Annotated in this window: 19 protein-coding genes; 9 read left to right on the forward strand and 10 right to left on the reverse strand. The window is 72.6% G+C overall.

Going from position 1 to position 20,338, the window contains the following annotated elements:
- The first annotated feature begins 6 nt into the window (after nucleotides 1–6).
- Genes FK530_RS21470 through FK530_RS21490 form a run of 5 tightly spaced genes read left to right on the forward strand, consistent with a single transcriptional unit; the run spans nucleotide 7 to nucleotide 5,018 of the window.
- Entirely contained in the window at nucleotides 7–2,388 is a 2,382-nt protein-coding gene (locus FK530_RS21470) for an ATP-dependent DNA ligase (RefSeq protein ID WP_146489008.1), read from the forward strand.
- A gap of 43 nt (nucleotides 2,389–2,431) precedes the next feature.
- Nucleotides 2,432–2,890 (forward strand): MarR family winged helix-turn-helix transcriptional regulator, encoded by a 459-nt coding sequence (locus tag FK530_RS21475; RefSeq protein WP_146489009.1) that lies wholly within the window; start codon nucleotides 2,432–2,434, stop codon nucleotides 2,888–2,890.
- Complete coding sequence (locus tag FK530_RS21480; RefSeq protein WP_146489010.1) at nucleotides 2,887–3,273, forward strand: DUF5313 family protein; 387 nt, start codon at nucleotides 2,887–2,889, stop codon at nucleotides 3,271–3,273. Before FK530_RS21475 ends, FK530_RS21480 begins: the two co-directional genes overlap by 4 nt.
- Before the next feature lie 45 nt (nucleotides 3,274–3,318).
- Nucleotides 3,319–4,176 (forward strand): P1 family peptidase, encoded by an 858-nt coding sequence (locus FK530_RS21485; RefSeq protein WP_146489011.1) that lies wholly within the window; start codon nucleotides 3,319–3,321, stop codon nucleotides 4,174–4,176.
- Between the two features lie 17 nt (nucleotides 4,177–4,193).
- A complete protein-coding gene (locus FK530_RS21490; RefSeq protein ID WP_146489012.1) occupies nucleotides 4,194–5,018 on the forward strand; it encodes a chymotrypsin family serine protease in 825 nt (274 codons plus the stop codon).
- A gap of 3 nt (nucleotides 5,019–5,021) precedes the next feature.
- On the opposite strand, the gene FK530_RS21495 is transcribed toward FK530_RS21490, so the two are convergent.
- On the reverse strand, nucleotides 5,022–6,518 hold the full coding sequence (locus tag FK530_RS21495) for a bifunctional phosphatase PAP2/diacylglycerol kinase family protein (RefSeq protein WP_410468463.1): 1,497 nt from the start codon (nucleotides 6,516–6,518) through the stop codon (nucleotides 5,022–5,024).
- A gap of 32 nt (nucleotides 6,519–6,550) precedes the next feature.
- Nucleotides 6,551–7,423, reverse strand: coding sequence for a LysR family transcriptional regulator ArgP (locus tag FK530_RS21500; protein ID WP_146489014.1), 873 nt, complete (start codon nucleotides 7,421–7,423; stop codon nucleotides 6,551–6,553).
- Between the two features lie 71 nt (nucleotides 7,424–7,494).
- Between FK530_RS21500 and FK530_RS21505 the strand changes: the two genes are divergently transcribed.
- Both FK530_RS21505 and FK530_RS21510 read left to right on the forward strand, forming a co-directional pair.
- On the forward strand, nucleotides 7,495–8,106 hold the full coding sequence (locus FK530_RS21505) for a LysE/ArgO family amino acid transporter (RefSeq protein ID WP_146489015.1): 612 nt from the start codon (nucleotides 7,495–7,497) through the stop codon (nucleotides 8,104–8,106).
- A gap of 70 nt (nucleotides 8,107–8,176) precedes the next feature.
- Nucleotides 8,177–8,827 carry an NAD(P)H-binding protein gene (locus tag FK530_RS21510; RefSeq protein WP_146489016.1) on the forward strand — a complete coding sequence of 217 codons (651 nt, stop codon included), beginning with the start codon at nucleotides 8,177–8,179 and terminating at the stop codon, nucleotides 8,825–8,827.
- 67 nt (nucleotides 8,828–8,894) lie between these two features.
- On the opposite strand, the gene pntB is transcribed toward FK530_RS21510, so the two are convergent.
- The 4 genes from pntB to FK530_RS21530 all read right to left on the reverse strand — a co-directional run bounded on the left by pntB (nucleotide 8,895) and on the right by FK530_RS21530 (nucleotide 13,562).
- On the reverse strand, nucleotides 8,895–10,343 hold the full coding sequence (pntB, locus tag FK530_RS21515) for a Re/Si-specific NAD(P)(+) transhydrogenase subunit beta (RefSeq protein WP_146489017.1): 1,449 nt from the start codon (nucleotides 10,341–10,343) through the stop codon (nucleotides 8,895–8,897).
- A 7-nt stretch (nucleotides 10,344–10,350) separates the two neighbouring features.
- Nucleotides 10,351–11,877 carry a Re/Si-specific NAD(P)(+) transhydrogenase subunit alpha gene (locus tag FK530_RS21520; protein WP_146489018.1) on the reverse strand — a complete coding sequence of 509 codons (1,527 nt, stop codon included), beginning with the start codon at nucleotides 11,875–11,877 and terminating at the stop codon, nucleotides 10,351–10,353.
- A 258-nt stretch (nucleotides 11,878–12,135) separates the two neighbouring features.
- Nucleotides 12,136–12,642, reverse strand: coding sequence for a MarR family winged helix-turn-helix transcriptional regulator (locus FK530_RS21525; protein ID WP_146489019.1), 507 nt, complete (start codon nucleotides 12,640–12,642; stop codon nucleotides 12,136–12,138).
- On the reverse strand, nucleotides 12,642–13,562 hold the full coding sequence (locus FK530_RS21530) for a D-isomer specific 2-hydroxyacid dehydrogenase family protein (protein WP_146489020.1): 921 nt from the start codon (nucleotides 13,560–13,562) through the stop codon (nucleotides 12,642–12,644). Before FK530_RS21530 ends, FK530_RS21525 begins: the two co-directional genes overlap by 1 nt.
- Nucleotides 13,563–13,671: 109 nt before the next feature.
- On the opposite strand from FK530_RS21530, the gene FK530_RS21535 reads away from it, so the two are divergent.
- Nucleotides 13,672–14,289, forward strand: coding sequence for a hypothetical protein (locus FK530_RS21535; RefSeq protein WP_146489021.1), 618 nt, complete (start codon nucleotides 13,672–13,674; stop codon nucleotides 14,287–14,289).
- A gap of 66 nt (nucleotides 14,290–14,355) precedes the next feature.
- On the opposite strand, the gene FK530_RS21540 is transcribed toward FK530_RS21535, so the two are convergent.
- The 4 genes from FK530_RS21540 to FK530_RS21555 form a co-directional block, all read right to left on the reverse strand.
- Complete coding sequence (locus FK530_RS21540; protein WP_146489022.1) at nucleotides 14,356–14,613, reverse strand: HPr family phosphocarrier protein; 258 nt, start codon at nucleotides 14,611–14,613, stop codon at nucleotides 14,356–14,358.
- 68 nt (nucleotides 14,614–14,681) lie between these two features.
- Nucleotides 14,682–16,760 carry a PTS fructose transporter subunit IIABC gene (locus tag FK530_RS21545; protein ID WP_146489023.1) on the reverse strand — a complete coding sequence of 693 codons (2,079 nt, stop codon included), beginning with the start codon at nucleotides 16,758–16,760 and terminating at the stop codon, nucleotides 14,682–14,684.
- A gap of 44 nt (nucleotides 16,761–16,804) precedes the next feature.
- Nucleotides 16,805–17,767, reverse strand: a complete 963-nt coding sequence (locus tag FK530_RS21550; RefSeq protein ID WP_146489024.1) for a 1-phosphofructokinase family hexose kinase — start codon at nucleotides 17,765–17,767, stop codon at nucleotides 16,805–16,807.
- Complete coding sequence (locus tag FK530_RS21555) at nucleotides 17,764–18,537, reverse strand: DeoR/GlpR family DNA-binding transcription regulator (RefSeq protein ID WP_146489025.1); 774 nt, start codon at nucleotides 18,535–18,537, stop codon at nucleotides 17,764–17,766. The genes FK530_RS21550 and FK530_RS21555 overlap by 4 nt, the downstream gene beginning before the upstream one ends.
- Nucleotides 18,538–18,638: 101 nt before the next feature.
- On the opposite strand from FK530_RS21555, the gene FK530_RS21560 reads away from it, so the two are divergent.
- The gene (locus FK530_RS21560; protein WP_146489026.1) at nucleotides 18,639–20,321 is read left to right on the forward strand and encodes a putative PEP-binding protein; all 1,683 of its coding nucleotides are present in this window, start codon (nucleotides 18,639–18,641) and stop codon (nucleotides 20,319–20,321) included.
- Nucleotides 20,322–20,338: the final 17 nt, after the last annotated feature.

The following is a 20,338-nucleotide window of genomic DNA, read 5'->3' on the forward strand; positions in this document are numbered from 1 at the left end:
GGATCCGTGGCGCAGATCCGGGAGAATCGCGAGGTCGACGGCGTCGGCGTGCAGCTGACGAACCTCGACAAGGTGCTCTATCCCGCCACGGGCACCACGAAGGCCGAGGTCATCGACTACTTCCAGGCCATCGCTCCGTTCGCGCTCCCGCACCTGCGGGACCGCCCGCTCACCCGCAAGCGCTGGCCCAACGGCGTCGACAGGACGTCCTTCTTCGAGAAGCGGCTGCCGAGTCACGCGCCCGCATGGATCCGCCGCGGCGCCCAGCATCACTCCGACGGCGAATCCCTCTATCCGATCATCGAGAACGCCGCCGGCATGGTGTGGCTGGGTCAGCAGGCGGCGTTGGAGCTGCACGTCCCGCAGTGGACTTTCGTGCCCGACGATGCCGACCCCGACCGCCCCGACGTCCCCGGGCCACCGAACCGCCTCGTGCTCGACCTCGATCCCGGCCCCGACGTCACGCTCGACGACTGCGCCGCGCTGGCGCTGCGCATCCGGGACCTGCTCGCCGCGATGGGCATGGACGGATACCCGGTGACCAGCGGCTCCAAGGGTCTGCACGTCTACGCGCCGCTGCCCGCCGGGATCTCCGCGCAGGGGGCGCGCAAGGTCGCACACGCCATCGCCTCGCAACTCGAGGCGGAGTCCCCCGAGCTGGTCACCGCGTCGATGGCGAAGGACCAGCGCGGCGGCCGCATCTTCGTCGACTGGTCGCAGAACAGCGCCTCCAAGACCACCGTCGCCCCGTACTCGCTCCGCGGCCGCGACCATCCGTGGGTCGCCGCGCCGCGCACCTGGGACGAACTGACCCGGCCGGGCCTGCGCCAGCTCGACTTCGGCGAGGTGCTCGCGCGCGCCCTGGCCGACGGGGACCTCCTGGCCGGCCTCGACGGGGCCGGGGTCTCGCCGCCCGCGCCCGGTGGGGCCGCGGCGCCGCCGCCCGAGCCCGTCGACCTGGGCGAGTACCGCGCCAAGCGCGACGCGCGGAGAACGCCCGAGCCCTTCGGCGGCGCACCGTCGGCCGGCGATCCGATCTTCGTCATCCAGGAGCACCACGCCCGGCGGCTGCACTACGACTTCCGCCTGGAACACGACGGTGTGCTCGCCTCGTGGGCGGTGCCGAAGAACCTCCCCGACGATCCGGAGATCAACCACCTGGCCGTCCGCACCGAGGACCACCCGATGGACTACGCGGCGTTCGAGGGCAGCATCCCGAAGGGCGAGTACGGCGGTGGCGAGGTGACCATCTGGGACCACGGCACCTACGAGCTGGAGAAGTGGCGCTCGGGCGAGGTGATCGTGACCCTGCACGGGAATCGCCTGCAGGGCAAGCGGTACGCACTGATCCGCACCGGTGAGAAGAACTGGTTGGCACACCTCACGAAGGACAAGTCGGCGCCCGCCAAGCCGACGTCCACCCTCGCGCCGGACCCCATGCTGCCGACCGAGTCCTCGATCGACGGGCTCTCCGGCACGGACTGGGCCTTCGAGGGCAAGTGGGACGGCTACCGCATGATCGCGACGGTGCGCGGTGGCACCGTCTCCCTCCGCACCCGGTCGGGGCGGACCGTGACCGGGGAGTTCCCCGAGTTCGAGTCACTGGCACAGGATCTCGATGGCATGGACGTGGTGCTCGACGGGGAGGCAGTGGTGCTCGATCCGAGCGGCGTCCCGTCGTTCCACCTGATGGCGGGCGGCGACACCCGGGCCGGCGCGGTGCGGCTCCACCTCTTCGACGTGCTCTCGCTCAACGGGGTCGACCTGACGATGCGGCCGTGGACGGTGCGCCGCCAGGTACTGGAGGGCCTCGCGCCGCTGCTCGAGGCCGACACGGCGGTGAGCGTGCCCCCGCTCGTGGACGCGCGGACCGGCGCGGAGGCGGCGGCCCTCAGCGCCGAGCTCGGCTGGGAGGGGATCATCGCCAAGCGCCGCGACTCGCCGTATCTGCCCGGGCAGCGGGTCCGCGCGTGGATCAAGCACAAGAACTGGCGCGACCTGCAGGTCGCGATCGGGGGCTGGAAACCCGGGAAGGGGTCGCGGGCGAACGGGATCGGCTCGGTGCTGGTGGGACTGCCCGCCGAGACGGGGCTCGTCTACCTGGGCGCCGTGGGGTCGGGGTTCAGCGACCGCGACCTGGCCGCGCTCGCCGAGGAGTTGGAACCGCTGCGCATGCGGCGCTCGCCGTTCACAACGCCGATCGACGACCCCGAGGCCCGCGACGCCGTCTGGGTGCTGCCGAAGGTGATCGGCGACGTGCGCTACTCATCGCTGCGCCGCGGCGGCCGCCTGCGGCAACCGAGCTGGCGGGGCTTTCGTCGCGATCTGCTGCCGGGCGATCTGCCCAGCGCCGATGAGGCACCCTGGGAGGGACCGGAGATTGATTAGTGCACTATTGATTAGTGCACTACCTATCTGCTAGCGTCGGGGTATGACAGATCCCGATCCGCTCGCCCTGGAGCGCCAGGTCTGCTTCGCGCTGGCCGTCGCCAACCGCGCCGTCCTCTCGGTCTACCGGCCGATCCTCGCGCCGATGGGGCTCACGCATCCGCAGTACCTCGTGATGCTCGCGCTGTGGGAGGCATCGCCCCGGTCGGTCAAGGAGATCGCCGAGGCGCTGCAGCTGGACTCGCCGACGCTGAGCCCGCTGCTCAAGCGGCTCGAGGCGCAGGGCCTGCTCACCCGCGGCCGCGCCGCCGACGACGAGCGGCGGATCGACGTCGAGCTCACCGACGCCGGCCGCGAGCTGCGCGAGCGCGCCCTCGCGGTGCCGCCCGCCGTGATCGAGAGCCTCGGCGCCAGTCTCGCCGAGCTCGAGGCCCTGCACCGCGTGCTCACCACCGTCAACGCCAAAGCGCTCGCCGCGGGCGCACTGAAGGAGTCCCGATGAACGCCGTCCACCGCCCGGATCCGCTGCACTACCTCGCCTGGGTCTACACCGGCTCGCTGCCGGCGAGGAACCGGGAGTGGGTGCGCCGCACCCTCACCCGCCGCACCTGGGCGGCGCGGCACCTGGTCCGCGGCCAGCTCGCGGTCCTGCCGGTGTACGCCCTCCTGATGCTCCTGCCCGGGCCACTGGCGCTGCGCGGCGCCACGGTGCTGCTCGGCGCGCTGCTCGCCGTCTTCTACAACGCCGCGTACATGCGCCCCAACCGCGCCCGCCGGCTGGAGAAGAACGGGCTCGACCCGGAGCTCGAGAACCCGGCCGTCGCCGAGCGCCGCGATGCGACGCGCGCCGCGTACGAAGCGGCGTACGCGCCCGGCCGCGCCTGACCCGCGGCCGCCCGCGGTCGGAGGCACCGTCGTAGCCTGGGGGACATGCCCGTCGTCCCGAGCGTCACCGTCCCCGGCGTCCGCGTCGGCCACTTCACCGACGCCGCCGCGCGCACCGGCTGCACCGTCGTGACCTTCCCCGACGGAACCGTCGGGTCCGGGGAGGTGCGCGGCGGCGCGCCCGCCTCCCGCGAGTTCGACCTGCTCTCCCCCGAGCGCTCCGTCGAGGAGATCCACGCCGCGGTGCTCACGGGCGGTTCGGCCTTCGGGCTCGCCGCCGCCGACGGGGTGATGCGCCGCCTCGAGGAGGAGGGCCGCGGCGTGGAGACCGTCGCCGGCCGTGTGCCGATCGTTCCCACGCTGGGCCTGTTCGACCTCATGGTGGGCGATCCGACGGTCCGCCCGACCGCAGAGAACGGCTACGCGGCAGCCGCTTCCGCGAGCGACGACGTCGAGCTGCACGGCCTGATCGGCGCGGGCACCGGCGCCACCACCGGCAAGGCGCGCGGCCTCGAGAACCTCCACGACGCCGGCCTGGCGTACGCCGAGGTCCGCGCGGGCGAGGTGGTCGTGGGCGCACTGTGCGCGGTGAACGCCTTCGGCGAGATCCTCACCGGCGAGGCCGGGGGCACCGACTTCGGGGACTACGAGCCCTTCGGCGGCAACCGCCAGAACACCACCATCGGGGTGGTGATCACCAACGCGAAGCTCACGAAGATCGAGTGCCTGATCCTCGCGCAGGGCGCGCACGACGGTCTCGCCCGCGCCATCGATCCCCCGCACACCCGTTTCGACGGCGATGCCTTCATCTCCGCCGCCACCGGGCAGGTGGAGGCCAAGGTCGACGTGGTGCGGGCGCTGGCGATCTCCGCCGTCGCCGAGGCCATCCGCTCGCGGGCCTGACGCCCTACGCTGGGTCGGTGACCACCACCCGCCGCCCGCTGCGGGTCGCGGCGTGCGCAATGGGCTTCGCCGTACTCGGCGGCTGCGCGGTGATCCAGCAGGACGAGGTCGCGGCGCCGCAGGCACCGTCGAGCCCGGGGGTCGTGGCGACGACCCCCGTCGTGCGGCCGTACGACGTGGTCGCGCCGGGCCTCACCCCCGCAACGGCCCCGAAGCCCACGACCGGCGCGGGGATCACGACCTTCGCCGACCCGTTCGGCGTGGATTCGAGCGTCTGCACGCTGGGCTTCCTGGCCCGCTACCCCGGCGGCGAGGTCGTGGCCTTCACCGCGGGGCACTGCGCCGAGCAGGCCGGGAAGGCGCAGCCCGGCCGCACGCCCGTCGCCCGGTACCTGACGCCCGGCGGCGGCAGCACACCGTTCGGGGAGTACATCAAGGCCACGCGCAACGACCGCGGCCAGGACATCGCGATCATCCAACTGGCGGGGAGCGACGTCGCCCCCGTCGCCCCCGCGATCGGCCCCGTCCGCGGCGTCAGCGCCACCGAGGAACTGCGCGCGGGACGGCCGGAGATCTGCATCGTCGGCGCCCGGACCGGCCGGCACTGCGGGGTCCTCGACGACGTGACCGGCACCCGGGTCACCTGGGCCGGGATCCCGGCCGTGGAGGGCGACTCGGGCGGCCCCGTCTACGCCCGCTGGCCCGACGGGACGTTCACCGCCGTCGGGGTGGTCAACACCGTGCACACCCGCCCCGACGGGACCGGGACGGGCGGCGGCACCGGCACACTCATCGCCGCGGACATCGCGGCGAACGAGATGACCCTGCTGGGGCTCTCGTGAGATTCACCGCGTGAGGCTGGTCCCGAAGACCCGCAGCGCGCGGTAGTCCACCCGGAACCGCGCGCGGGTGTGCAGTTCCCCGGCCTCGCCGTCGTGCGCCACGCGGAAGGGCTCGTCGGCCTCGATGGTGACGACGGGGGCCTGCACCTCGCGGTAGACCTTGGAGTTGCGGATCCGCCCGCTGATCCACGAGGCGAACAGGCGGGCCGTGGCATTGCGGTGCCCGTCCTCGAGGTACCGCACGTCGAGCACGCCGTCGTCGAGGCGGGAGCGGCGGCCCGGCACGAAACTCGGCGCGCCGTACATCGAGTTCCCGAGGAAGAAGAACGAGACGACGGCCGGTCTGCCCTCGATCCGCACCGTGACCGGCGCCGAGTCGCGCATGATCTTGCGCATCGCGCGCACGGTCGCGGCGATGCGGCCGATCCGGCGCCGCTGATACCGCGTGCGGGTCCGGACGAACTCCGGGTAGGCGCCGATGCTGGCGGTGTTGAGCAGGAGCTTCTCGTCGTTGAGCCAGACGACGTCGACGTGGGCGATCCGGCCGCTGCGGATCGACTCCACGACCGCGGCGACGGTCTCGGCGCCGATGTCCTTCGCGAAGTGGTTGAAGGTGCCGGCGGGGAAGACCGCCAGCGGCTTCTGCGCCGCGACGGCGTGCGCGGCGAGGGTGGCGACCGTGCCGTCGCCACCGGCGACGCCGAGCAACTGTGCGCGTTCCGCCGCGTCGGCGGCGATGGCATCGATATCGGAATCCCGATCCAGCTCCACGATCTCTGCCCGCGGGAGGGTGCGCCGGATCTCCTCGGCGACCCGGGTGCCCGTGCCGTCGCCCGAGGCGGGGTTGAGCACCACGACGAGGCCGGCACCGTCGGGATCCGTCTCGATCCGCTCGACGGTGGGCTCCGGCGTCATGGTGCGGCTGTCGTCGACGGGCGGCACGAGGCGGGCACCCGCGACCGCGATGCCCGCGCCGACGGCGAATCCCGCCAGCACGTCGCCGGGGTAGTGGGCGCCCGTCGCGATCCGGGAGAAGCCCACCGCGCCGGCGAGGCCCGCGAGCGCGTACCCGGCGATGCGGTTCTCCAAGCCGACACCGATCGCGAAGGCGGCCGCGGCGGCGGAGTGCCCGGAGGGGAACGAGGTCGACGTGGGCTGGCGGCGGGCCCGTTTGAGCGGCACGCCGGCGTGGACCGGGCGTCGCCGCGGGAAGGTCCGCTTGAGCCCCTGGTTGACGACGAGGCTCGTGACCGCGAGCGAGGCGATGCCGCGCACGGCGCCGCGGCGTGCGGACAGTCCGCCCACGCCGCCGAGGCCCGCGGCGACGACCATCCACAGTTTCGAGTGGTCGGCCGCGGCGGACAGCGGCCGCATGGTGAGGTCGAGGAGCGGGCTGGGCGAGTCGGCGACGGCGTCGAAGAGCCGGCGATCGAGGTCGGTGAGCCCCTCGTGGAGCGTGCGGAGCGGGTGCGGCGCTGCGTGATCCGGCATGAGCGCCAAGGTACCCCCGCGCACCGCCGGACGGCGAGATATCAGCGCAGGTGGACCGCCGCCGCGGCGTGGATCGCGTCGGCCAGCCGCTCGGTGGCGCGCGTGTGCAACCGCCACGACTGCCAGTACAGCTTCACGTCCACGGTGTCGTCCGTGAGTCGGATCAGCGCGCCGCGGTCGAGGGCGTCGCCGAGGTCCGCCTCGGGCAGGCTGCCCCAGCCGAGCCCGGCGCGGACGGCGTGCGTGAAGGCCTCGGAGGACGGGATCCGGTGCATCGGCGGGGCCTCCTTGATCCCGCGGCGGTGGAGCACCTTGTTCTGCAGTTCGTCCTTGCGCAGGTCGAACTGGACGACCGGCATCTCGCGCCACCGCCACCGCCCGGCGATGCGCCACCGCGCCGCGTACGCCGGCGTGCACACGGGGAGGTAGCGCATGGTTCCGAGGTACTCGACGGCGCAGCCCTGCACCGGTTCCGGGTCCGTGGTGATGGCGGCGAGCACCGAGCCGGCGCGGAGCAGGTCCGCGGTGTGGTGCTCGTCGTCGACGACGAGACGCAACAGCGGACCGTCGGGAAGGGCGGCGACGGCTGCGATGACGTCCCGGAACCAGGTGGCGAGCGAGTCCGCGTTCACGCCCACGTCGAGCACGGCCGACCGCGCGCCGCCCGCGAGCCGGCCCAGCGCATCGGCCTCCAGGGAGGCGACGCCGCGTGCCAGGCCGAGCAGCACCTCGCCCTGCGCGGTGGGGCGGCAGGGGCCCTCCCGCGTGACCACGACGTGGCCCACCTGCTGTTCGAGCGCACGGATCCGCTGGCTGACCGCGGACTGCGTGATGCGCAATCGGGACGCGGCGGCGCCGAAGCTCTCCTCCTCGACCACCGCGATGAGGGTCTCCAGATGATGCCCGCTCAGCATGAAGTGATTCTAATGGGTGATCGACTTTTCGCATTGGCGCTAATGCGCACCGCCCTCCTAGCGTCGACGCCATGACCTCCGCACTCCTCGCCGGCCTCGGGCTCGGACTCTCGCTCATCGTGGCGATCGGCGCCCAGAACGCCTACGTCCTGCAGGTGGGCGTGCGCGGCCGCGGTCTGGGCGCCGTGATCGCGGTGTGCATCGCCTCGGATGTGGCCCTGATCCTCGCCGGGGTCGCGGGCCTCGGCGCCGCCGTCTCGGGGCGGCCGCTGCTCCTCGAGGTGGTGAAGTGGGCGGGCGTCGTCGTGCTGGTCGGCTACGGCCTGCGATCGCTGTGGTCGGCGCGCCGGTCCGAGGGACTCGTCGCGGGCGGCGACGGGGGCGCGTCCGTCGCGGCCGTCGTGACGGGAGTGGTGGCGCTCACCTGGCTGAACCCGCACGTCTACCTCGACACCGTGCTGCTGCTCGGCTCGGCGTCCACGCGCTACGCGGGCGACCGCTGGTGGTTCGCTCTCGGCGCCGTGGTCGCGAGCATCGCCTGGTTCTGCCTGCTCGGCTTCGGCGCGCGGCGCATGTCCGGAGTCCTCGGACGGCCGGCGGTGTGGCGCGGGATCAACCTCGGCATCGGAGCCCTGCTCCTGCTCCTGGCCCTGCGGCTCGCGACGATGCCCCTCGGCGGCTGACACGAGTGTGCGATCGTCGCCGCTGAGCGGTCACGATCCCACACACGTCGAGGCGCGTACGTTGGAATGCATGGCAGCTGTCACGATCATCGGTGGACACGGCAAGATCGCGCTGATCCTGGCGCGCGTCCTCAGCTCCCGGGGCGACGCGGTCACCTCGTGGATCCGCAATCCGGAGCACGCGGCGGACGTCGCCGCGACCGGCGCGAAACCCCTCGTCCTCGACGTGGAGCAGGCGTCGCGCGAGGAGATCGCGGCGGCGCTCGCGGGCGCCGACGCGGTGGTCTTCTCCGCGGGCGCCGGCGGCGGCGACCCGGCGCGCACCTACGCGGTGGACCGCGACGCGGCGATCCGCTCCGTCCAGGCCGCCGAAGCCGCCGGCGCGAAGCGCTACGTGATGGTCTCCTACCTCGGCGCCGCCCCCGATCACGGCGTCCCGGAGACGGATTCCTTCTTCCCCTACGCCGAGGCGAAGGCCGCCGCGGACGTGGCGCTGCGGGCCTCCGACCTGGATTGGACCGTGCTCATGCCGGGCCGCCTCACCCTCGACGAGCCCACGGGGCGGGTGGATCCCGAGGCGGTGCGGTCCGCGGACAACCCCGGCACGTCGCGCGCGAACGTCGCGCTGGTAGCGGCCTCGGTACTGGATCGTCCGGACACCGTCGGGAAGGATCTGCCGTTCACCGACGGCGACGTGCGCATCGAGGAGGCCTGGACCTAGGCCCTCGGAAACGACTCGGGCCCGGCACCGTCCTTGGACGATGCCGGGCCCGAGGTCCCTCCGCGCGTCAGCGCATCGCGGAGAGGATGTCCTGCACGCGGTCCTTGGCGTCGCCGAAGAGCATCGCCGAGTTCTCGCGGAAGAACAGCGGGTTCTGGACGCCGGCGTAACCGGCGGCCATGGACCGCTTGAAGACGATCACGTTCTCGGCGTTCCAGACCTCGAGGACGGGCATGCCCGCGATGGGGCTGCTCGGATCCTCGGCCGCCGCCGGGTTCACGGTGTCGTTGGCGCCGATCACCAGGACCACGTCGGTCTCGGGGAAGTCGTCGTTGATCTCGTCCATCTCGAGCACCACGTCGTACGGCACCTTCGCCTCGGCGAGGAGCACGTTCATGTGGCCGGGCAGGCGACCCGCGACCGGGTGGATGCCGAACCGGACGTTCACGCCCTTCTTCCGGAGCTCGCTGGTCAGCTCGGCCACGCCGTACTGCGCCTGGGCGACGGCCATGCCGTAGCCCGGGGTGATGACGACGGACTTCGCGCCGGTGAGGAGCTCGGCGACCTGGTCGGCGTTGACCTCGCGGTGCTCGCCGTAGTCCTTGTCGTCGGCCGGGCCGGCCTCGATGCCGAAGCCGCCCGCGATCACGGAGATGAACGAGCGGTTCATCGCCTTGCACATGATGTAGCTCAGGTACGCACCCGAGGAGCCGACGAGCGCACCGGTCACGATGAGCAGGTCGTTGCTCAGCAGGAAGCCCGACGCGGCCGCGGCCCAACCCGAGTAGCTGTTGAGCATCGAGATGACGACGGGCATGTCGCCGCCGCCGATCGAGGCGACCAGGTGCCACCCCAGGAACAGGGCGAGCGCGGTGATGACGCCGAGCAGGATCAGCGAGGTCGTGTCGTGGTGCGTGTCGCGCGAGACGTACACGGCGGTGAGCACGACGAAGACCACGATCGAGCCGACGTTGATGAGGTTCTTGCCGGGCAGCATGAGCGGCGCCGACTTCATCTTCCCGGACAGCTTGCGGTTGGCGACGATCGAGCCGGTCAGGGTGACCGCACCGATGAAGATGCCGATCGCGATCTCGGCCTCGTGGATGTTGGTCAGCGACCGGATGTCATCGGGGTTGACGCCCGTGGTGTCGAAGCCCTCGATCGCGCCGTTCCAGCCGATGAGGACGGCGGCCAGGCCCACGAAGGAGTGCAGCAGCGCGATGAGCTCGGGCATGCCCGTCATCTCGACGATGCGCGCGCGCCAGAAACCGATGAGGGCGCCGACGATGATGGCGCCGACCAGCAGGGCCACCGGCAGCCAGGTCAGGTCGAGCTCGGGCTGCAGGACCTTGTCGATCACCAGCGCGATCGTCGCCACGAGGGCGATACCCATGCCGGCGATGCCGTAGGTCAGGCCGCTCTTGGAGGTCTCGTGCTTCGACAGCCCGGCCAGCGAGAGGATGAACAGCAGCGACGCGACGATGTACGCCGCAACGGAGATTGCAGTGATACTCATGGTTGGCTCATGCCCCCTTGCTGAACATGGCGAGCATGCGGCGGGTGACCGCGAAGCCACCGAAGATGTTGATCGACGCGACCAGGATCGCGATCGTCGACAGCACCAGGACCGTGGTGGTGTTGGTGGCGACCTGCAGCAGGGCGCCGACCACCACCACGCCGGAGATGGCGTTGGTGACCGACATCAGCGGCGTGTGCAGCGCGTGCGCCACGTTGCCGATGACGTAGTAGCCGATGACGATCGCCAGCATGAGCACGGTGAAGTGCTGCGGCAGCGGGTTCGGCGAGAAGCTGATGAGCAGGCCGAAGAGGACGACCCCCACGAGGGTGAGCGAGACCTTCTTCGAGGCCGACATCGGCTCCTTGACGGGCTTCGCCTCGGCCTCGGCGGCGGGCGCCGCCTTGGGCGCGGCCGACACCTGCACGGGCGGCGGCGGGAACAGCAGCTCACCCGCGCGGGTCACGGTGATCGACCGCTGGACCGGGTCCTCGAAGTCGAGCACGAGCTGCCCGTCCTTCTCGGGCGTCACCAGCTTGAGCAGGTTGACGAGGTTCGTGCCGTACAGCTGCGAGGCCTGCGCGGGCAGGCGGCCCGCGAGGTCGGTGTAGCCGATGATGGTGACGCCGTTCGGCGTGACGATCGCCTCGTCCTTGACGGTGCCCGCGACGTTGCCGCCGTTCTGCGCCGCCATGTCGACGATGACGCTGCCGGGCTTCATCGACGCGACCATCTCCTCGGAGATGATCCGCGGCGCCGGGCGCCCGGGGATCAGGGCCGTGGTGATGATGATGTCGACGTCCTTGCACTGCTCGGCGTACAGCTGCGCCTCGCGTGCCTTGTAGTCGTCGTCCATCTCCTTGGCGTAGCCGGTGGCCGAGACCTCGGCCTGCTCGTTCGCCACGGAGAGGTACTCGCCGCCCAGCGACGCGACCTGGTCGGCCACCTCGGGACGCGGATCGGTCGCGCGGACGATGGCGCCCAGCGATCCGGCGGCGCCGATCGCGGCGAGACCGGCGACGCCGGCGCCCACCACGAGCACCTTGGCCGGCGGGACCTTGCCGGCCGCCGTGACCTGGCCGGTGAAGAAGCGACCGAAGACGTGCGCGGCCTCGACCACGGCGCGGTAGCCGGCGATGTTCGCCATCGACGACAGCACGTCCATCGACTGCGCGCGCGAGATGCGCGGCACCGACTCCATGGCCAGAGCCGTCAGCTCGCGGCGGCGCAGATCCTCGAGCAGCTCGGGGTTCTGCGCGGGCGCAAGGAGCCCGGCGACGGTCGCGCCCGGGCGGATTCCGTCGAGCTGGGCCGCCGACGGGGCGTTGACACCGAGCACGATGTCGGCGGCGCGAGCGTCACCGATCGACGCGCCTGCCTCCACGTAGGCCTCATCCGCGAACGAGGACGCCGCACCGGCGCCCGAGTCCACGACCACCTCGTAGCCGAGCTTGATCAGCTGGGCCACCGTGGCGGGGGTTGCGGCGACGCGGGTCTCGCCCGGCTGCGCCTCTTTCAAAGCTCCGATGATCATGCGCAGCACTCCCACTGCCGACCCGGATGCGGGGTCATGGTCGGTCCACCGACATTCATTGATTCGTTCCTGTCGTCCCTACCGGGCCGCGGATGCGCGCCCGGAGCTCCGGCAACGCGGCGAATCCGTGCGTGTACGACCCCGCCGCGGTGTGAACGGAGGCGAATTTACGCGGAAGGCCCGGGGTCGCCGGGCATCGCGAGGGCACGCTGGTCGCCTGATGCACAGAACAGTGGGCTGACCATAACACACCCAAACTTACTCGAAAGTAGGGTCCTTAGCGGCGACAATGGGCTGGTCGAGGGCGGTATCGCCGGGCAGATCGACGCTCATGTAGCGGTCGATCAGTGTCGCGAATGTGCGCAATTCCTCACGCGACCAATCGGCCGTCCGAGCCTCGATCCGGCGGCGCCATTCGCGGTCCGTCTCGGCCAGCACCCGCTCGGCCCGCTCGGTCAGGCGCAGCTGCCGTGAGCGGGGGTTGCCGGGATCGACATCGCGGGTGATCAGACCCCGACGTTCCAGGCCCGCGAGTTGGCGACTGGCGGTGGACTTGTCGATCGAGACGGCCTCCGCCAGGTCGACCGCGCGGATCCCCGGAGATTCGTGCAGGACGAACAGCAGCGTGAAGTCGACGTAGGAGACCTCCGCGCCGACGAACCGGGCGTCGCTGCGGATCCGTTTGGCCAGCCCGACGATGCCTCGGACGATGAGGTCGACCTCATCCGGATCCGGTGGCGGCGCCCCCGGGAGGCCGCCTGACATCAGTAGCCCCGGTCGGCGTCGATCACGGCGAGCGGCTCCATGTCGTTGGCGAAGCGGCGAACGTTCACCTCGACGCGGGCGAGCAGTGCGGGGCGAAGGTGCTGCGGCGGGTTCGCGACGTGCGGCGTGATGATCGCGTTGGGGATCGACCACAGCGGGTGGTCGTCGGGCAGCGGTTCGGGATCGGTCACATCCAGGCCGACGCCGCCGATCGCGCCCTTGCGCAGCGCGGCGACCAGGGCGTCCGTATCGATCAGCGAGCCCCGCGCGACGTTGATGATCCACGAGTGCGGCTTGAGCTGCTCCAGCACCTTCGCGTTCACCAGGGCGCGGGTCTCCGCGGTCGACGGTGCCGCCAGGATCACGTGGTCCACGGCGGCCCAGACCTCGTCGAGCCGGTCCGCGGTCACCACCACGGCGTCGGAGACGTCGGTACCCGACCGGTTGACGGCGACGACCTTGACGCCGAGTCCGCGGAGCGCCGGGATGAGGTCCCGTCCGATGCCGCCCGCGCCGACGATCGCCACCGTCGTGCCGCCGAGCCGGCCCGTGCGCGCGGCGGCGCCGGCCGCGTCCCACGCGGTCTCGCGCCGCCAGAGCCCGCGCACGCCGGCGAGGAGGAGCGCGATCGCCTGCTCGGCGACGGTGCCGGAGTATGCCCCGGCCGCCGAGGTGAAGACGACCTTCGGGTTGGCGGTGACGACGCCGCTGTCGAGGAAGCCCTCGACACCGGCGAAGGGCAGTTGGACCCAGCGCACGCTCGGCGGCAGCGTGGGCAGGGGCGCACGGGAGTCGGTCCAGACCAGGCCGTCGGCCCGCGCCAACGGGCCGGGCTCGCCGCCGCCGGCGCTGATCGCGGCGTCGAAGTCGGGATCGGGCTTCGGCCCCACGGCGATGACGGGCGCGTCGTCGAATGACATGCCGCAAAGCCTAATGAGCCCGCGTCGGCGCCGTGGGTCAGCCGCGCCGATCAATGTGTGAAAACTGAGACTTGTGTTACCTAGTGAGTCTCAAGTTAAGATTGAGACTATGTCGATGCCCTTTCTGCAGCCCGCGCAGCCGCGTCTCGCCGCGCTCCGGCGTCGCCTCGAGGCGACGCCCGTGGGCCGGCGGCTGGACGAGGTGCGGCCGACCACCACCTGGAAGGTGGTCAGCTCGGTGATCTACTCCGGCCTGATCGCCGCGCTCGTGGTGGGCGCCGCGGCGCTGCTGCTCGGCGTCAAGCCGTCGAGCCCGGAGGTCGCGCAGGTCAGTTCCGTCGAGGTCGGCGACTGCGTCACCGTCTCCGGGGACCGCGTCACCCGCACCGGATGCGACGGCGACGGTTTCAGCTTCGCCGTCGCCGAGAAGGCCGCCGCGAAGACCGCCTGCAGCCTGCCGAGCTACGCCCGCGTCGAATCGGCCGGCTCGGTGCTGTGCGTGGTCCCCAAGCTCGCACTGGGCAACTGCTACCAGGTCAAGCAGGACCGGGTCGCCACCACCGACATCCGCCCCGTCGACTGCCCGACCGCGCTGGGCAGCGCACCGTCGAACGTGATCCGCGTGATCGAGCGCGCGGCCGGCGCCCCGCTGACCTGCCGCGGCTCGGCGGCCCTGAACTACGCCGCACCGCAGCGCATGAGCTACTGCATCGCGCCGGTCACCTAGACCGGGCTCGACGCAGAAGGGGCGGCCGGATCGATCCGGCCGCCCCTTCTGCGTCGCACGGTCCGCTCAGGCGTCGAGGTCCTGGGCGACGAGGGACGCGATCGCGTCGACGGTGCCCTGATCGGCGGATTCGACGGTGACCTCCACGCCCTGCTCGGCGCCCAGGGTCATGATCATCAGCGCGGATCCGGCGTCCACCGGCTCGCCGCCGGCGACGGACAGGGTGACCTCGTGGCCCGACTCGTTGACGGCGTTCGCGATCACGGCGGCGGGGCGGGCGTGCAGGCCGACGGCCGATCCGACGGCGACGGTGGTGCTGGGCATGTCTCTCCTCGTGGGGTGGTGGTGGAGTCCGCGCAGCCGGTCGGCGGCGGATGTGGTCCGGACCAGTATTACGCGGCGACGGCCGCGGGCTGTGCGGATTCGGCCGCAGCGGCGCTCCGGCCGGCGAGGCTCTTCGCCGCGACGACGGCCACGGCGCTCACCAGGACGCCGACGACGAGCGCGAGCAGGAACTTCGGCCAGGTCCCGTTCGTCGCGAACATGACGAAGACACCGCCGTGCGGGGCGCGCAGTTGCGCGCTGAGCGCCATCGACAGGCCGCCCGTGACCGCGCCGCCGAGCATCATCGAGGGGATCACCCGCAGCGGGTCCGCCGCCGCGAACGGGATGGCCCCCTCGGAGATGAAGCACAGACCGAGCGGCAGGGCCGCCTTGCCGTTCTCCCGCTCGGGCTCGGTGAACAGGCCGGGCCGGACGAAGGTCGCGAGGGCGAGGGCCAGCGGCGGCACCATGCCCGCCGCCATGACCGCGGCCATGATCTCCCACTGCGGCACCCCGGCGGTGCCAAGGCCGATGCCCGCGACGCCGAAGGCGTAGGCGGCCTTGTTGACCGGGCCGCCCAGGTCGAAGCACATCATGAGGCCGAGGACCACGCCGAGCGCGATCTTGCTGCTGCCGCTCATGCCGTTGAGCGCATCGGTCATCGCCTGGTTGACCCAGCGCAGCGGACCGGCCAGGAACATGTACATGACGCCACCGGTGACGAGGGTGCCGAGCAGCGGGATGATCACCACGGGCTGCAGACCGCGGGCCCACTGCGGCAGCGGGATCCGCGAGAGCCACAGTGCGACGACGCCCGCGAGGAGACCGCCGATCACGCCGCCGATGAAGCCGGCGTCCACCGTGCCCGCGAGCACGCCCGCGACGAATCCCGGTGCGAGCCCCGGCCGGTCGGCGATCGCGTAGGCGATGTACCCGGCGAGTACGGGGATCATCAGCCCCATCGCGGCCTTCCCGATCGCGAAGCTCACGCCGCCGAGGTACTGCAGCAACCCTCCGTCGGGCAGGTTCCATAGAGAGTTGTGCAGCGCGAAGTAGGCACCGTTCGAGACGCCGTCGGCGCCGTGATCGCTGCCGATCTCGTAACCCGCCAGGAGGAAGCCGAGAGCCATGAGCAGGCCGCCCGCCGCGACGAACGGGATCATGTAGCTCACGCCGGTGAGCAGGGCGCGCTTGAGCTGTCCGCCGAGACCCGCCTGCGCAGGGGCGGATTCGGCGCTCGTGGCGCCGGCACCGTCGACCGTCACGGCGTGCGGATCGGTGGCCGCGGCGACGGCTTCGGCGATCATCGCGTCCGGCTCGTTGATGCCGCGCTTGACGCCCGAGGTGATGACGGGTTTGCCCGCGAAGCGCTCGCGCCCCTTGACGCCCACGTCGGTGGCGAAGATGACGGCGCCCGCGTCGGCGATGGTCTGCGCCGACAACGGCGTGGAACCGGAGGAGCCCTGGGTCTCGACCGTCAGCTCCACGCCGGCGCGCTCGGCGGCCAGCTTGAGGGCGTCGGCGGCCATGTAGGTGTGCGCGATCCCCGTGGGGCAGGCCGTGATCGCGACCAGCGAGGGCTTGCCCGACGGTGCGCTCCCCTCGGCCCGGGCCGCAGGCGCCGCGGCGGCAGCGGCCGGCTCGGGCTTGGGTTCTGTGGACTTCTGTTCCGCGGGCTTGGGTTCCGCGGGCTTCGGGGCGATGACCTCCTCGACGAGCGCGACGACCTCCTGCGGGGTCGCGGCCGCGCGGAGGGCGGCGGTGAACTCGGGCCGGACCAGGGCCCGCGCGAGCGAGCTGAGCAGCTTCATGTGCTGGGAGCCGCCGGATTCCGGTGCGGCGATCAGGAAGACGAGGTCGGCACCGCCGTCGGGGGCGCCGAAGTCGACCTTCGGATCGAGCCGGGCGAAGCCGAGGCTCGCGGCGGTGACGGCCGCGGTGCGGCAGTGCGGGATGGCGATGCCGCCGGGCAGCCCGGTCGCGGACTGGGACTCGCGGGCGAGCGCCGCCTCGACCAGCCCGTCGACCGAGGGGGAACGGCCGGCCTCGGCGATCCGGCCGGCGAGGTAGGCGATCACCTCGGACTTGTCGGTACCGGCCGAGACGTCGAGCGCGACCAGTTCGGGCGCGATGATCGGTGCGGTCATGGGAGTGTTCTCCGGTTCTGCTGGTGGATCGGGGTCGAGGGGGATTACAGGTCGGTGACGCGCACGTCGGCGACGGCGAGTTCCTGCGGTCGGGGCGCCCGGGTGCCCGGCAGTGCGGCGGCCGCGGCGCCGTAGGCGACCGCGAGGGACAGGCGCTGCGGCGGCGTCGCACCGCGCGCGTGAGCGATGAGGTAGCCGGCGAGCGAACTGTCGCCGGCGCCGACGGTGCTGCGCACCGTGATCGGCGGCGGGCTCGCGGCCCAGGCACCGTCGTCGGTGACGAGGAGCGCGCCCGCAGCGCCGAGCGTGGCCAGCACGGTTCCGCCGGTGCTGCGGTGCAGATCCTCGGCGGCGGCGCGCGCGGGCGCGAGATCACCGGCGGCGGCGCGGGATTCGAGCTCGGCGCCGGCACGGGGGCCCAGCCCGACCAGTTCGGCGAGCTCCTCGGCGTTGGGCTTGAGCAGCGCGACGCCGCGCACCGCGGAGGCGGCGAGCGCGGCGCCGGACGTGTCGACGGCGATGCGCGGGCCACCGCCGGCGCGATCGCCGAGCCGCGCGGCGAGCCTCGCGTACCAGTCGTCCGGCAGGCCGGGCGGGAGCGAACCGCACAGGGCGAGCCATGCGGCACCGTCGGCGGCGGCGGCGATCGCCTCCTCGAGCGCGCGCACGGTCTCCGGCGTCAGTGGCGCCCCCGGCGCATTGAGCTTGGTGGTGGTGCCGTCGGGCTCGGTCACGGTGATATTGCTGCGGACCTCGTGGCCCACGGGCACGGGGATGGCGGGGACGCCGAGGTGGGAGAGACCGGCGAGCAGCGGATCGCCCTGATCGGCGGGGAGCACGGCGACGGTGCCCTCGCCCGCGGCGTGCACCACGCGGGAGACGTTGACGCCCTTGCCGCCGGGGTCGGCGGCCGCGCCGACGGCGCGGTGCACGGCTCCGCGGCGCAGCGGTGCGCCGAGCGCGACCAATCGGTCCAGGCTGGGGTTGGCCGTGACGGTCACGATCATCGGGCGGCGACCTCGACGTCGACGCGATGATCCGCGAGCGCAGCCGCGAGCGCACCGGTGGGCGCCGCGTCGGTGACCAGCACATCGATCGCGTCCAGCCCGGCGAAGGCGACGAGGCTCTCCCGCGCGAACTTGGACGAGTCGGCGACCAGGACCACGACGTCGGCGGCACGGACCATCGCGGTCTTGACGGCGGCCTCGTCGGCATCGGGCGTGGAGAGGCCGCGCTCGGCGCTGAGGCCGTTGGCCCCGAGGATCGCCACGTCGGTCCGCAGGCCGGCGATCTCCGCTACCGTGCCCGCCCCGACCGCGGCCTGGGTGAGGCCCCGGACGCGGCCGCCGAGCAGTCGCAGTTCCACGGTCTCGCGGATGGACAGCGCCGCGGCCACGGGCACCGAGTTGGTGATCGCGGTGATGTGCAGGTTGGCGGGAACCTCGCGGGCGGCGGCGATGGTCGTGGTCCCGGCGTCGAACAGCACCGAGCCGCCGGCCGGCGGGAGGAAGCGCCGGGCGGCGACGCCGATGGCGCGCTTCCCCTCGGCGTTGGTGCCCTCGCGCTCCCCCAGGCCGGACTCGGCACCGGCCAGAACGCCCGCCGCCACGACGCCGCCGTGCACGCGGCGGACGCCGCCGAGCCGCTCGAGTACGTCCAGATCGCGGCGCACCGTCTCCGGGGTCACGTCGAACCGTTCCGCCAGCTCCATGACCGATGCGCGGCCACGGCCGCCGACCAGTTCACTGATCGCGCGCTGTCGTTCCTCCGCGTACATGACCCTCCGATTTCGTGGGTTTCTGTGGTTATGGATTTGATTTTTCTGTTTTTACGCCTGTTTGTGTTGACAAGTCAAGAGGATTTCGTAATCTGTGTCACATGACTTCGCAGCAGGCGCCCGCACGTGACCTCATCGTCCTGAGCGGCACCCCCGTCGTGCCCGGCGTCGCCTACGCCCCCGTCATGTGGCCGGGCGCGCGCCCCGAGGTCCCGCCGCCCGTCGACCTTCCCGAGGGCGACCGGGACGCCGAGGCCGCGCGGTTCTCGACCGCAGCGCAGGCGGTCGCCGACCGGCTCCGGATGCGCGCCGCACAGGCCCAGGGCGCCGCGGCCGAGGTGCTCGGGGCGAACGCGGGCCTCGCCTCCGACAAGGCCTGGATCGGCACGACCGAGAAGCTGATCCGCACCGGAACGCCCGCCGCGAACGCCGTCGCCGCCGCGACCGAGCAGTTCGCGGACATGTTCACCAAGCTCGGAGGCCTCATGGCCGAGCGGGTGACGGACCTGCGCGACGTGCGCGACCGCGTCGTCGCCGAGCTGCTCGGCGGACCCGAGCCCGGCGTGCCGGTCCCGGAGGCACCGTCGATCCTGCTGGCCGACGACCTCGCGCCCGCCGATACCGCCGGCCTCGATCCCGCACTCATCGTGGGGATCGGCACCCGGCTCGGCGGCGCGACCAGCCACACCGCGATCATCGCGCGGCAGCTCGGGATCCCCTGCATCGTCGGACTCGCGGAGGCCGGCACCGTCGACGCGGGCACGCCCGTGCTGCTCGACGGCGGCGCGGGCACCGTCACCGTCGCCCCGGAGGCGGGCGAGGCGCAGCGTCGCGTCGCGGAGGCGGCGCGGGAGGCGGCCGAGATCGCGCGGTGGCGCGGCCCCGGCCACACGTCCGACGGTGCCCCGGTCGCCATCCTCGCCAACGTGCAGGACGGCGCCGGGGCGCGCGCCGCTGCCGAGCGGCAGGTGGAGGGCGTCGGGCTGTTCCGGACCGAACTCGCCTTCCTCGACCGCGTCGACGAGCCCGCCGTCGAGGAGCAGGCGGCGCTGTACCGCGAGGTGATCGACGCCTTCCCCGGGCAGAAGGTCGTGATCCGCACGTTGGACGCGGGCTCGGACAAGCCGCTCAAGTTCATCGATCACGGCGAGGAGGAGAACCCCGCGCTGGGCGTGCGCGGCATCCGGATCGCCGAGACCGATCCCGGGCTGCTGGACCGGCAGCTGGACGCGATCGCCGCCGCGGCCGAGGGCGCGGCCGCGCAGCCGTGGGTGATGGCCCCGATGATCGCCACCGCGGCGGAGGCCCGCGACTTCGCCGCGAAATGCCGCGGCCGGGGCCTGACTGCGGGGGTCATGGTCGAGGTCCCGGCCGTGGCGCTGTGCGCCGCCGCCGTCCTGGCGGAGGTCGACTTCGTCTCGATCGGCACCAACGACCTCACCCAGTACGCGATGGCGGCCGACCGGATGAGCACCGAGCTCGCCGCCCTCACCGATCCGTGGCAGCCCGCAGTGCTGCGCCTGATCCAGCTCACCGCGCAGGCCGGCACCGATGCGGACAAGCCGGTGGGCGTGTGCGGCGAGGCCGCGGCCGACCCGCTGCTCGCGTGCGTGCTCGTGGGCCTGGGCGTGACGTCGCTGTCGTGCGCTGCGGGCGCCGCGGCCGCGGTCGGCGCGAGGGTCGGCGGCGTGACGCTGCAGCAGTGCCGGTGGGCGGCGGAGGCCGCGGTCGCCGCCACGGACCCGCACGCCGCGCGGGAGGCGGCACGCGCCGCATTGGCCTGAAACCTGTCGTCCGGGGG

The organism is Tsukamurella conjunctivitidis (genome assembly GCF_007858475.1).
Lineage (GTDB): Bacteria > Actinomycetota > Actinomycetes > Mycobacteriales > Mycobacteriaceae > Tsukamurella > Tsukamurella conjunctivitidis.

Bases quoted from the DNA above. Each gene is read 5' to 3' on its own strand.
- FK530_RS21475 (WP_146489009.1), top strand. From the start codon at position 2,432: ATGACAGATCCCGATCCGCTCGCCCTGGAGCGCCAGGTCTGCTTCGCG.
- FK530_RS21480 (WP_146489010.1), top strand. From the start codon at position 2,887: ATGAACGCCGTCCACCGCCCGGATCCGCTGCACTACCTCGCCTGGGTC.
- FK530_RS21485 (WP_146489011.1), top strand. From the start codon at position 3,319: ATGCCCGTCGTCCCGAGCGTCACCGTCCCCGGCGTCCGCGTCGGCCAC.
- FK530_RS21500 (WP_146489014.1), bottom strand. From the start codon at position 7,423: ATGCTGAGCGGGCATCATCTGGAGACCCTCATCGCGGTGGTCGAGGAG.
- FK530_RS21505 (WP_146489015.1), top strand. From the start codon at position 7,495: ATGACCTCCGCACTCCTCGCCGGCCTCGGGCTCGGACTCTCGCTCATC.
- FK530_RS21510 (WP_146489016.1), top strand. From the start codon at position 8,177: ATGGCAGCTGTCACGATCATCGGTGGACACGGCAAGATCGCGCTGATC.
- pntB (WP_146489017.1), bottom strand. From the start codon at position 10,343: ATGAGTATCACTGCAATCTCCGTTGCGGCGTACATCGTCGCGTCGCTG.
- FK530_RS21520 (WP_146489018.1), bottom strand. From the start codon at position 11,877: ATGATCATCGGAGCTTTGAAAGAGGCGCAGCCGGGCGAGACCCGCGTC.
- FK530_RS21525 (WP_146489019.1), bottom strand. From the start codon at position 12,642: ATGTCAGGCGGCCTCCCGGGGGCGCCGCCACCGGATCCGGATGAGGTC.
- FK530_RS21530 (WP_146489020.1), bottom strand. From the start codon at position 13,562: ATGTCATTCGACGACGCGCCCGTCATCGCCGTGGGGCCGAAGCCCGAT.
- FK530_RS21535 (WP_146489021.1), top strand. From the start codon at position 13,672: ATGTCGATGCCCTTTCTGCAGCCCGCGCAGCCGCGTCTCGCCGCGCTC.
- FK530_RS21540 (WP_146489022.1), bottom strand. From the start codon at position 14,613: ATGCCCAGCACCACCGTCGCCGTCGGATCGGCCGTCGGCCTGCACGCC.
- FK530_RS21545 (WP_146489023.1), bottom strand. From the start codon at position 16,760: ATGACCGCACCGATCATCGCGCCCGAACTGGTCGCGCTCGACGTCTCG.
- FK530_RS21550 (WP_146489024.1), bottom strand. From the start codon at position 17,767: ATGATCGTGACCGTCACGGCCAACCCCAGCCTGGACCGATTGGTCGCG.
- FK530_RS21555 (WP_146489025.1), bottom strand. From the start codon at position 18,537: ATGTACGCGGAGGAACGACAGCGCGCGATCAGTGAACTGGTCGGCGGC.
- FK530_RS21560 (WP_146489026.1), top strand. From the start codon at position 18,639: ATGACTTCGCAGCAGGCGCCCGCACGTGACCTCATCGTCCTGAGCGGC.